This is a genomic window from Capnocytophaga endodontalis, from assembly GCF_002209445.1.
Taxonomy (GTDB): Bacteria; Bacteroidota; Bacteroidia; order Flavobacteriales; family Flavobacteriaceae; genus Capnocytophaga; species Capnocytophaga periodontitidis.
Window position 1 is genome coordinate 1,615,635 of sequence record NZ_CP022022.1, and the last position, 12,835, is coordinate 1,628,469.

A 12,835-nucleotide genomic window follows, 5' to 3' on the forward strand; every position below is an offset into this window, starting at 1 on the left:
GGAAAATTGTTTAATATTGGATTGTTGGTATATAGGTTACGCGATAAAAAGTTTGTGGCAATAAGAGTGTGCGATGTATTTCAGGGGTAGTATTTCTGTTGGTAATGAGCACTTGTTTTTGAGTGCTCAAGGCAAAAAGTACGTGCTGATTATCTATGAATTGAACATTGCTGCGAGTGGTTGAAAATTGTCCTTTAGGCAAGGCGACTTCTAAAGGTACACTTACGGTTTTACTATGTTCGTTTACTTTATAGATAAGTGCTCTTGACCCTGTAGTTTTGTTTTCGCGTGCGTTGTCAATCACTAACACTTCGTTAGGAGCTTGTACGACAGCACAATGGATACCGTGAGACAAGAGGTTTTCGGTAGGTTTAATAGTGCCATTTTTACCCACGCGATACACTAATTCGCCTGTTTTACCGTTGATTTTCCAGAGCTCGCTATCGCGATTGGTGGTCATATAGTAATTGCCTTCGCTATCTTGGTCGATAGAATTGGCGTGAATCCAGTCTTCTTTCACTTTTTTAGTTGTGATATTAGGGTGGTCAAGTGGATTTAGGTGGTCAAAACAGCTCCATTTTTTTACGATTTCTCCTTGGGTATTCATAATCACAAAGCCGTCGCCTGTAACGGTATCTGTTTGCGAACCTCCTTTGCTACTGAGGTCTACCGTTTGATGAATATAGGTTACTAAACCTATATTGCCATCGGGTAGAGGGCGGCATTCGTGGTGTACTTCGCGGTTTTTCAGTTCGGGGATAGAAGCGAACTCTTTTTGTAGCACAATATTGCCAAAAAGGTCTATTATTTTTAATTTTTTAGCGTTAAACACAAAGAGTCCTTCGGAAGGTGCATCGGTGAGCAAGTAGAATTGTTGTGTACGAGGGGTGTAGTTCACTACTGCAGGAGTATCGGGTACGGGTTCATACCACACTACAGTTCCGTTCATATCCATTAGGTAAATATTATTTGATTTGCGGTCGTTTGCTAACAGATATCCTTTGATGGATTCTTTTAGTTTATCTTCTTGCAGAGTAGCATTTGGCAAAAATGATTGTACACTTTTAGTTTTGAAGTGTTTTGCTTCAGTTTCTAAGCCGTTTCCATAGCTAATTTTGCAAGCGTATTCAGTTTCGGGTTTTAGAAATAGCAGAGTTTTGTGTTCAGTTTCTTTTCCTTGATAAGTATTGGTGTGTTGTACTTGTGAGGGTTGGCTCACTTCCCAATAGAAAATGCGGAAGGACGTTTCACTGCTAAAAGTAGCAGTTACTTCGGCACGAAGGAAATTTGTTCCACTCAAAGCCACCGAAAAATCAGTTAAGGAGCCTTGATAAGTAGCGATGTTATCATCTTTTTTACAAGAGATTAAAAGTACTCCTATGGTTATAAACAAAATAATAATTGATCTTTTCATATTTATTTAGGTTTATATTTAAGTTTTTTTCAATTGTTTTAATGAGGGAAAGCGTTATTCATTATCAGGATTTACAGGTTCAATAGCATTAGTAAAAGGTTCATACATCACATAATCCCATAAAGCATAATGGTCTTTAGTAGGGATATGGTCGCCTATAAAATCTATATTTTCTACACTGCAAAAGATGCGGAAAGGATATTGTTGTCCATAGTTGAGTTCTTTCTGGAGGTGTTGTACTCCATCGATGAGCCACGTAGCAATGTAATGGTTATTTTGAGGGTTGATAGTTAATTTTATTTGGAAAGTATGCCATTGGTCACTATCTATAAGTACTTCAGCATTTTGAGCCCAAGGATTATTTTGGCTGGTCATAAACACTACGACCTGACCTTCTTTTGCGCCTAATTTCTTTCTGCGTTTAGCATCGCCTGAGCCTACTTCAAAATCTATTTCGTGTCCTTCACTGTTATACAAGAAAGAGCCTATACTTGCCCACGCTCCAGTTTCCATTGGTGGAATGTAGGTGCGCCAAGTGTAGATACCAGCCCCGTAACGGTGTACTGTTTTTTGTTTTTTGCGTTGTTCAGTATAAGCTTTTGTCCATATTTTCATAGCCCATCCATCTTTGGCGTAAGAATCACTTACCACTTTGGCATAAGTTTCTTTGTCCTTTCCTTGCGGGTAATCCTCATCCTGATTGCCTAATAACCAACCATTGAGAGATTTAAAATCCCATAGCATTACTTTGGTTTTATCAATGGTTACTTCAGGAATATCTTTTGATTGTTTGCTGCAACTCACACAAAAGCTCAAAAAGACAAATGTTAAAAATAGGTTTAGTTGTTTCATATAATTTTATTAGTTTTCTTTTTTTAAGAAAAAGGGGCTATGAGAGAGGATAGCCCCTTTTTGGAAAAAATCAATTTGCCATTTATAGAGATAAACATTGATTCACTACTAATAGGCGGTATATTCAATAAAGTTGAAAGTAGCGTTATATTTTTTAGTAGGATCTTCCAGTTTATTACCAGGTAGCCAATCGCCTCTATTAGATTCGGCACTGATACCTAATTCAAACTTAAAGTCATCTTCACCAAAGTTAGTTTTAAGTGTTTGTATTGGTTTATCATCTAAATAATATACCGCTACATATTTATTACCTGCTTTTTTCAATTCGATGGTGAATTTATAATCTTTATTAGGTTGTAAGACTTGTTTGTAGCTTGACAAACCAGGTTCGGCAGAAGCGATAAACAAGAGCATTTCACCTTGTTTAGCACCGAGGCGAGTGCGGTCTTCATCTTTTCCATAACGAGCTACCATTTGGAACAAGCGTTCTATAGTTTTTGGGGTATCGGTATAGAAATAGAGAATCATTCCCATTTGTATTTTAGCCGACTCGTTTACTTCAGGCAAACGGATAGAGCAAGTGTATTTACCATATCCTACTTGAGGTTTGTAATATGCTTTTGACACATTGCAATAGGAATTGGTGGTAAGGATTAATTTGCCGTTATCTAATTTGCTAAAGGCAGGTCCGTCAGCTCCTACATTTGTCCATTTGCCCCAATCATTAGGGAAAGTATTGAAATCCCAGCGTTTTACTTCTCCTTTATCGGGTTCAGGGGTTTCGTCTATTGGATTTGTTTGTGTAGAAGGTTCTACAGGGGCTATAGAGTAAGAATAAGGGGTATAAGTTACATAATCCCACAAGCCATAGTTCTCTTGGTAAGGCCAGTTATCACCTATAAATTTAAGGTTTTCGGTACTACAGAAGATGTGGAAAGGGTGTTCTTGGCCGTAGTTAAGCTGTTGAGCGGCACATTTTACCTCATCGATAATCCAAGTTGCAAAATATTTATCGCCAATTAATTGCAAGTCGATTTTAAAGGTATGCCAAGCATTCTTTTTGATTTTTATTTTTTGTTGTACAAAAGGATTATCTTGACTGGTGATGTAGGCAATCACTTCGTCATCGGAAGTTTTAAGGGTTTCACGTTCTTTAGCGGTACCAGAACCCACTTCAAAATCAAGTTCGTGTTTGTCGCTATTCCACAACCAAGAACCTATGCTCACGCGTTCAGTGGCTCCCAAGTCGGAAATATAGGTACGCCAAGTATAGAGCCCAGCACCGTATTGTTTTTTGGTTTTGAGCTTTTTGCGTTGTTGCGTATTGGCTTCGGTATAGATTTTCACTACTTTACCGTCTTCAGCTTGTGTATTGCTTTCGAGAGAGGTTTGTGAAACATTGGCATTTTCACCTTGACTGGCATTGATCCAATCGTTGATGTTGTCAAAATTCCATTTGATTTGTTTGGCAGTATCAGCGGAGCCTGTTTGAGGTGTGCCTATCTCACTTTTAGGGTTCTCACTAAAACGCCCGTCAACATCGCTTTTACTACAGCTGATGGTGCTGAGTATCGCTGCAACTATTAGTATAGGTTTAGTATAGGTTTTCATATTTTGTTATGTTTAAAATTATTGTTCTCTAAAGGAGCGGTTATTTTGCAAGTCGGGAAATTTATTGCTATATACGCTTGGTATAGGGTAATAACGACGCATATCGTACACTTTTAGAGGACTGTTGAACTTAGGATATACTTTCCATTGAGGGCTTAAGTCGTAAGGTTTTTTTACTACATTAGGGTCTCTTCTCGCATTGAGATTAGTTTGTTTAATTTCTAATTTTTGTTTGATAGTGTCCATATACTTATCTAAGCGATCTTTCCACAAGCCCATACGGATAAGGTCGATACGGCGCAAGCCTTCCATATTAAATTCAAAGAGGCGTTCGTCGCACAATTTGCTACGCATTTCTTCTTTTGTAGGGAAATTAGCCAAGATGTAATTGTGAGAACTACCTTGAAAAGCTCTTTGGCGTATTTGGTTTATCAAATCTACAGATTCTTGATTAGGGCCATTGAGTTCATTGAGTATTTCGGCTTTAGAGAGCAGTACATCGGCATAGCGCAATAGAGGTAGATTATTGGGTGTATTATAATTATAAGTACCTGCTTTTTCGTAGAAATACTTATCGGTATACACATTGGCGAGCTCTGTAATGCGAGGGCTTGAAGCCTCGTTGTTGAGGGTGCCCATTTGAGTTAAAGTAGGAGCGACATATTTTTGATTGGCATCATTGACATTTAAAAATTCGCCTTTGATAAATTGGGTTAGTCGTTCGTCGCTACTATCAAACTGCCAATAGAGTTCTAAAGGCACATTGAAGATGTCCCACCCTTTGTTGTAATCCCAAGAAGTGAAATAGAGTGCTAAATCGGAAGCACCTGAGGGTACTGATTCACTACTACGCACTGCAAAGATAATTTCGCTGTTGTAAAGAGAAGCACGTGTACGTGGGTCGAAAGGATCGAAGGGGTGTGCGAGCAAGGTGTATTTACCAGTAGCGATTACTTGGTTAGCATAAACTAAAGCGGCTTGCCAAGCAGCAGTAGCATCACTACCTTCTTCGCGTAGGCGGCCTGCTTTACGCATATAGAGACGCATTAAGTAACCATAAGCAGCCCCTTTGGTAGGTCGACCAGCATCACTTCCGTTTACACTCCACTCTAGAGGTAAATTATTAGTTGCGATAAGCAAGTCTTGTTCAATTTGGTTATCGAGTTCTTCTACAGTAGCTAAAGTAGGATTAGCGGTAGCAGCATAGTAACCATTGGTAATTAGAGGAACACGGTAGAAAGTGTTAGTGAGCTGATAGTAGGCAAAAGCGCGCATAAAGTGAGCTTCGGCTAAAAGTTCTACTTTCTTATCGGCGGTTTTAAAACGGGTTTCGGGTATCATTGCTATATTATCAATAGCAGTATTGGCACAACCTATCATTTGCCAATTGCCATTATAGCTTGTTAATAATTGGATGTTACCTGTAAGCCCATTATTATTTAAAATTTCGAAGTCGTTACCTTCTTTGAATCCGTCATCGGTAGAAAGGTCGTTGATGTAGAAGGTACTTGGGTGAGTGGCAGAGTTTAAATATCTATAGATACCATTTACCCCTTCTTGAGCGTTTTCTTCAGTAGTGTAGGCATTATTTACGTTGTAAACAGAGGAGAGATCCTCTTTTAGTTCACAAGCTGTAAATGATAAGCCTAAGGCAGCTACTAAGGTATATAGTTTGTAATTCGTTTTCATTTTCTTTTAGTGTTAAAATGTTAATTTCACTCCAAAGTTGATAGTGCGATAAGCAGGATAAGAGTTCAAATCTAACCCTTGTGCGATAGCACTGCTACCATTGGTACTGATATCGGGGTCAAAACCTTGATATTTGGTAAAGGTGAGCAGATTTTGACCACCTACGAACATACGCATTGTTTTGAGGGTTTTCATATTCCATTTGCTACCATTGAAAGTGTACCCTAATTCGATATTGCGGAGTTTTACAAAATCGGCATCTTCTACGAAGCGAGAGTTTACATAGGAGCCATAAAGCAAACCGTCATTTTTTTGATAGCCGTTACGAGGAACGCTATTGGAAGCGTGAGCGCGAGTCCAGCGATCGGATGAGGCGGCTAAACGATTGTTATCTTCGAGGTAGATGCGTGTAAGGTTGAGCATTTTAGCACCTAAAGAAGCTTCAAAGAAGAAAGAGAAGTCAAAATCTTTATAAGTGAAGCTATTGTTGAGCCCAATGATAGTTTTAGGGATACCAGTCCCTAGTACAGTACGGTCGTTTTCGTCTATTTTACCATCGCCATTAAGGTCTTTAAACTTAGGGTCACCAGGCACAGATTTGATTTGAGGGGCATATTGTTCTCCTTGCTGGATAATACCGTCGAACACATAACCATAGATAGCACTGAGCGGTTCACCTTCTTTGAGCATCATATATTCTTTTTCTTCATAAGAACCGTGAGGGCGTATGTATTGGAAACGAGGTTTACCATCATTGAGTTTTAACACTTCGCTGCGGTTGTGAGCAAAATTGAAAGCGGTATTCCACGTAAATCCTTTTTTATTAATATTAGTAGATTTGATAGCTATTTCATATCCGCGATTTTCTACTTCACCATCGTTTACCATCATAGCGGTATACTCGAAACGGCGGCCATCGTTTACATAGTTAGGGAAACCACCAGAAGGGTGAATAGGGTCGGGGTTTAACAAATCGTGAGTACGCTTGATGTAGTAATCAAAGCTGAGTTCAACACTTGCAATATTCAAATCAATACCTGCATTCCATTGTGCGGTAGTTTCCCAACGGAGTTTTGGATTATAGGGGTTGGAAGGATACATACCTTTAGTGCCTTCAGTACCTCCTATGTACACATCGCGTACAGAATATTGGTATTGAGAGAGTCCAAATCGGATACCATCATTACCGCTAAGGCCGTAACTGGTGCGCAATTTGATACGAGAAATTACAGGTTTTGTCCAAGCCATAAATTTTTCTTCGCCTAAGTGCCAAGCTAAAGAGCCTGCGGGGAAAATTCCCCAACGATAGTCGGCTCCAAACACTGAAGAACCATCGGCACGAACAGAAGCATTTAGGATATAACGGTTGTTAAAAATGTACTCGGCACGACCAAAAACAGAACCTTTTTTGATAGAAGATTCTCCGGAGCCTATCCAATCTAAGTGTTGGGCAGCGCCGATGTTTTTGAAGGAGAAGACATCAGAAGCGAAACCATAGGCTTGAACTTCATCACCTTTGCCCCTTTGATAAATGTAGGAAGTACCTGCGGTTACTTTTATATCGTGTTTACCTTCCATTTTAGGGTGATAAGTAGCAACACCTTCAATTTGGTGTTTTACGTTTTCTTCGTGGCTAAGGAAGGCTTGACCTTTATAAGCTTGACCGATAGAGGTAGAGCGGTCATAGTATTTTTCGGTTTTTAGATGGTCGTAAGCATAGGTGTAACGGCCGTTGATAGTAAGAGAAGGCAATAGGTCAATATCGGCATAAGCGGTAGCATACATCGTATTGAAGTGGCGATAGAGTTGAGCTCCATTCATTTCTTCAAACACTGCTGGACGACGAGCTTTAATTCCAAAGACATCAAAACCTTCTTTGTTTTTCCAAGGCTCTAAGTTAAAAATACGGTACATTATATTTTTATCGGAAGAGATAGTACCCATATCTAAGAATTTCTTTTTAGACTGGGAAAAGTTCATATTAGCTCCAGCTCTTACTTTTGGGCTAATTTTGTACTGTAAATTCACACGTCCGCCGTAACGGCTATAATCAGTATTGAGCAATATACCAGGTTCAGTGAGGTAATTAGCCGACATAAAAGCAGAAAGGCGGTCGGTACCTCCTGATACTGAAAGTTGATGTAATACAGTAAAAGCATCGTGAGTAGTTTCTTTGAGCCAATCGGTACCTTTACCGCGGTAAGTAGCTTGAGCAGCAGTCCATTTATTATATTTAGCTAACCCAGTTTCATTATATAGGCGGCGAGTAAGAGCAATGGTTTCTCCAGCATCGAGTAAATCCCAAGGGTTATACATATTTTTAAAAGCCGTTTGGTTAGAATACTCTACATTGAAAGAACCTTCTTTACCTTTTTTAGTAGTGATAAGGATGACCCCATTGGCACCACGAGCGCCATAAATAGCAGTGGTAGAAGCATCTTTTAAGATTTCTATAGACTCGATGTCGTCTATGCTAATTTGCGACATATTGTCGGTTTGAAATCCGTCGATTACATATAAGGGTTCATTATCGGCACTCACTGAAGAAGCACCACGTACACGGATAGATACATTACCACCAGGTTCTAATGAATTCTGACGTACTTGTACACCTGATGCACGCCCTTTTAACATTTGTGACATATCGGCTACTACACCAGCTTTCACATCACCTGTTTTGATAGAGGTGATAGCACCTGCTAAGTCGCGTTTTTTAGTAACTCCATAACCCACAACTACAACTTCTTCGAGCTTTTTTTGTTCATCAGCCAAAGCAATGTGCAAAGGCACAGGGGTATTGGCAGTTACTTTTACATTCTGGGTTACATACCCCATAAAAGAGACTTCTAAGGTCTGTCCCACCGCTACATCTATGGAGTATTTACCATCCATATCGGTGCTGACACCTTTGGTAGTTCCTTTCACTACTACTGAAGCACTCATCAAAGGCTCCTTAGTAGTAGCATCGCTGACAGTTCCACGAATGGTGCGTTGTTGTGCATAACTCCAACTCACTAATAATAGTAGAACTGATAAAAATAGATTTCTTTTCATACAATGGTTGTTTGTTTTTGTATCGTTTGATGACACAAAAGTATAAATAACGTGCATAAACGATTCCTTTTGTTGTCTAAAAAAGGTATAAAATCGTCTAATAGCTTCTAAACATTTGTAAATCAACAGATCATAAAAGAGGTAATTTCATAAAAAAAGCTGTCCGAAAGTATCAAACAGCTTTTAATAAGATAGTGTGTTTACTTATTTCCAATCTTTTTTCTTAGAAGTTTTACCAATACCAGGGTTAAAGCTATTGGTAGGGTCAAGGGAATTGTAGAATTTTTTCAGGTCGTCGTTAGCGTGATACAAGTGTCCGACGTTATGCTCGGCGGGGTATTGAGCGCCGCGAGTATCTAATATTTTGAGCATCTCTTCTTCTATTTCTTCACAATTGTAACCTTTTTTAATTACATAATCCTGATGGAATACATGGCACATAAAGTGTCCGTAATACAATTTGTGAAGAATTTTAGCATCGAGTTCAGGGGGGAGTTTTTCAAACCAATTCTCGTCGTTGCGGCGCAAAGCGATGTCTAAAGCGACGATATCTTCTACCTCATCTTCGTGTACGGAACGATAACGAATGGCAGCTGAAGCTACTGCAAAACGCAAAAGCATTGCCGCTTGAGCGAGCTTGGCATCACACTCTATAAACGCCCCTTTACTGCTATCGGCAAATTCTTTTTGCAAATAAGCGCGTGCTTCGTCTACCCCTTTGCCTCCCATTTTTAGAATGAGGTGGTGTTCATATTGGTTGCGGTAATCCCACAATATTTTAGGAAGGTGTTGAGGCATTAATTTAGAGGTGAATTGTAAGAATTTTTCACTGAAATGGTTAGGCATAAAAGGTAGTTTTTTGGCTACGCGGTCACCCCACGCTTTGAGAGAGAAGAGTTTAGGGAGGTATTCAGTACCGACATTTTTGATATACCAAAAAGTATCTTTACCATATTTAGCAGCGATATCAAAGGCAGTACGGTGGATATACTCACCAGAGATAGGAATTTCTTCGAAAGTACCAAGCATATCGCGGCGCAGTTTGGTGAGTACAGCTGTATTGTTAGTACCTATATAGAATACGGCAGTTTTTTTCTCGGCAGGGAAAGTATCTACACGGACAGCAAAAACTCCTAAACGACCTGCACTACCTGAGGCTTCGAATAAGCGAGCGGGGTCGGCATTGAAGCGGGCAGGGGTATTAGCATTGATTTCGCGTACGTGGTTACAATAGTCGTGGTCGTGTCCTTTTTTGTCAGTGGAATGGATGTCCTTTTGCTGGTATTTGCCTTCTTGGAGATTAGTGAGAATTTCTTTAGGAGAGCTTCCTAAATCAATGCCTAAGTGGTTGATGAGCTCTAATTTACCATCGGCATTACGTTGGGCAAAAAGAGCCATTTCGGTATAAGCAGGCCCACGTTGTACTAAAGATCCACCAGAGTTGTTGCACACACCTCCAATTACAGAAGCTCCAATACAAGAAGAGCCAATTACAGAATGAGGTTCGCGATCGTATACTTTTAGTTCTTGTTCTAAATGGTTGAGTGTAGCCCCAGTGAGGCATACAGCTTGTTTCCCTTCGTTGATAAGCTGAATGTTGTCGTTACGCATTGTGTTGATGATTACCACATCGCGGTCGTAATCGTTGCCAAAAGGGTTAGACCCACCTGTAATTCCTGTATTGGCGGCTTGAGAAATTACAATCACATCGGCTTCAACACAGGCTTCGAGTACTTGCCACTGTTCCCACAAAGTAGCGGGACGCACAACGGCAATTGCGTTGCCAGTACCAAAACGATATCCAGTGCGGTAACGTTCAGTTTTTGAGGGGTCGGTAATAACGTATTTTGCGCCAACGATGTGGCGCAAGGTTTCTAATAGGTTTTGTGTGTTCATTATTATTTCTTAGTTTTATAGGTAAGCGTTAAACCAAATTGAGGTTCAGTAAAGAAATTGTGTTGGATGAAAGGTTCTAAGGTAAGGCGTTCATCTACATTGAATTGTTTGAGATGGGCATCGACATTTGCCTCGATGATGTTTAGAGCGTATAAGCCTACTCCTATAAGAATAGAGAGTTCTTTATTACGGCGATAGAACTGTATGCCTCGGCGCAAGCCGTCGGTGCTGAGGCGCGGCTGTCCATCAGGGCGATTGCCATAAAACTCATCATCGGTAAATCCTTGTTGGCGACGTTTGTAGGCGGAGAGATAACGATCGTATTCCTTAGAGTTTTGTATATAGAAGTATATAGGGGTTCCGATAGCGATATACACCAAAGGGACTTTCCAGTAGCTTTTGTTGTATATCTGCCCTAAGCCTGGTACGACAGCTGAATAGAAAGCTGCTTTTGCAGGAGAAAGAGGGTCGGTATTCCAAGGAACTTTTTTCATATTGTCTTGCATAACGGCTACTTGTATAGAATCGGAGGGTACTTCTACCACTTCCTCTGTATTGTTTTGTGCGTACGAAATACCCACTCCGGAAAGGAGTGCCATTATGAAAACAAATGTTTTACTCATCTTTTTTGTGTAATAAGCTTTGAATACGTTTGAAATCTTCTTCTGAAGTAAAAGGGATGGTAAGGCTACCTTTTCCATCTTTGTTCACTTTTACGGCAACTTTGGTGCCAAAAAAATGATTAAAGCTACTCATATTTTCTTTGATATAAGTAGGTACTTCAGTTTTACTATTGCTTTTAGGGATTTGAATACTTACCACATTATGTGTTTCGTGGTTTTGCAAGCGGCGCACTAACTCTTCGGTATCACGTACTGATAGGTTATCGGAAATGATTCGTTGGTACACTTCAGCTTGTTGTTCGGGGTCTTCTATAGCGATAATTGCACGTCCGTGTCCCATAGATATAAAGCCGTCGCGTATACCTGTTTGAATGATAGGAGCGAGCTTCAGCAAACGCAGATAGTTAGTGATTGTAGAACGTTTTTTACCTACGCGTTTGCTCATTTGGTCTTGAGTGAGGTTTACTTGCTCGATGAGTTGTTGGTAAGAAAGTGCAATTTCTATAGGGTCTAAATCCTGTCGTTGAATATTTTCAACCAAAGCCATTGTAAGCGACTCGTTGTCGTCGGCGATGCGGATATAGGCTGGGATTGTTTTGAGTCCAGCTAATTTGGAAGCTCTGAAACGGCGTTCGCCCGATATGAGCTGATATTTGTTTTCGCCGTCGAGTTTGCGCACGGTGATAGGTTGGACGACCCCCAATTCTTTAATAGAGGAAGCGAGCCCTTGTAGTTCTTCTTCGTTAAAAGAAGTACGAGGTTGAAAGGGGTTTGTTTCTATCAGGTCGAGTTCGAGTTCTATGATATTTCCTACGATTTTATCGGCGTTCTTATCTTTTATAGAATTGATAGCCACTTCGGGGCTATTGCCAAAAATGGCTGAAATACCTCTCCCCAAGGCAGGTTTTTTAGCAGGTTTCGTCATTATGCAGTTTTATTTTTATCGATAATCTCTTGAGCTAAGTTGATATGATTGGTAGCCCCTTTACTGGTAGCATCGTAGTTGATAATGGTTTCGCCGAAACTTGGAGCTTCACTGAGGCGTACATTGCGCTGTATAATGGTTTTGAATACCATATCGCTAAAGTGTTTTTGAACCTCTTCTACTACTTGGTTAGAGAGTCGCAAGCGTGCATCGTACATAGTGAGCAATAAGCCTTCGATATCTAAATCGGGATTGAAGGTTTTTTGTACGCTTTTAATAGTATTGAGGAGTTTGCCTAATCCTTCCAGAGCGAAGTACTCGCATTGGATAGGCACGATCACTGAGTTGGCAGCTGTAAGAGCATTTAGAGTGATGAGCCCTAAGGAAGGAGCACAGTCAATTAAAATATAATCATACTCATCTTTGATAGATTCTAAGGCTTTTTTGAGCATAAACTCACGTTGTTCTTTATCAACTAACTCAATCTCGATAGCGACCAAGTTGATATGGGCAGCGATAAGGTCGAGATTGGGAGAGCTAGTGTGAACAATCATATCTTTAGCTTCCATAGTGTGCTCTAAGAGCTCGTAGGTGCCGTGTTCAATAGAATCTACATCAATACCTAAGCCAGAAGTAGCATTTGCCTGTGGGTCGGCATCAATGAGTAATACTTTTTTTTCTAATACGCCTAATGAGGCAGCTAAGTTCACGGAGGTAGTAGTTTTTCCGACGCCTCCTTTTTGGTTTGCAATAGCTATTATTTTACCCATA

At 40.1% G+C, this 12,835-nt stretch carries 9 protein-coding genes; all 9 read right to left on the reverse strand.

Going from position 1 to position 12,835, the window contains the following annotated elements; translation table 11 throughout:
• Positions 1-10: 10 nt before the first annotated feature.
• A complete protein-coding gene (locus CBG49_RS07240; protein WP_088593972.1) occupies positions 11-1,414 on the reverse strand; it encodes an aryl-sulfate sulfotransferase in 1,404 nt (467 codons plus the stop codon).
• A 54-nt stretch (positions 1,415-1,468) separates the two neighbouring features.
• Positions 1,469-2,266 (reverse strand): hypothetical protein, encoded by a 798-nt coding sequence (locus CBG49_RS07245; RefSeq protein WP_088593973.1) that lies wholly within the window; start codon positions 2,264-2,266, stop codon positions 1,469-1,471.
• A 108-nt stretch (positions 2,267-2,374) separates the two neighbouring features.
• Positions 2,375-3,877 (reverse strand): toxin-antitoxin system protein, encoded by a 1,503-nt coding sequence (locus CBG49_RS07250; RefSeq protein ID WP_088593974.1) that lies wholly within the window; start codon positions 3,875-3,877, stop codon positions 2,375-2,377.
• A gap of 18 nt (positions 3,878-3,895) precedes the next feature.
• Positions 3,896-5,566 carry a RagB/SusD family nutrient uptake outer membrane protein gene (locus CBG49_RS07255; protein WP_088593975.1) on the reverse strand — a complete coding sequence of 557 codons (1,671 nt, stop codon included), beginning with the start codon at positions 5,564-5,566 and terminating at the stop codon, positions 3,896-3,898.
• Positions 5,567-5,578: 12 nt separating this feature from the next.
• The gene (locus tag CBG49_RS07260; RefSeq protein ID WP_088593976.1) at positions 5,579-8,620 is read right to left on the reverse strand and encodes a SusC/RagA family TonB-linked outer membrane protein; all 3,042 of its coding nucleotides are present in this window, start codon (positions 8,618-8,620) and stop codon (positions 5,579-5,581) included.
• A 204-nt stretch (positions 8,621-8,824) separates the two neighbouring features.
• Positions 8,825-10,516: a D-lactate dehydrogenase gene (gene dld / locus CBG49_RS07265; protein WP_088593977.1), complete on the reverse strand. Its 1,692-nt coding sequence runs from the start codon at positions 10,514-10,516 to the stop codon at positions 8,825-8,827.
• Between the two features lie 2 nt (positions 10,517-10,518).
• The gene (locus tag CBG49_RS07270; protein ID WP_009411989.1) at positions 10,519-11,139 is read right to left on the reverse strand and encodes a DUF5683 domain-containing protein; all 621 of its coding nucleotides are present in this window, start codon (positions 11,137-11,139) and stop codon (positions 10,519-10,521) included.
• The gene (locus CBG49_RS07275) at positions 11,132-12,064 is read right to left on the reverse strand and encodes a ParB/RepB/Spo0J family partition protein (protein ID WP_088593978.1); all 933 of its coding nucleotides are present in this window, start codon (positions 12,062-12,064) and stop codon (positions 11,132-11,134) included. The genes CBG49_RS07270 and CBG49_RS07275 overlap by 8 nt, the downstream gene beginning before the upstream one ends.
• Entirely contained in the window at positions 12,064-12,834 is a 771-nt protein-coding gene (locus tag CBG49_RS07280) for a ParA family protein (RefSeq protein ID WP_009411987.1), read from the reverse strand. The genes CBG49_RS07275 and CBG49_RS07280 overlap by 1 nt, the downstream gene beginning before the upstream one ends.
• Position 12,835: the final 1 nt, after the last annotated feature.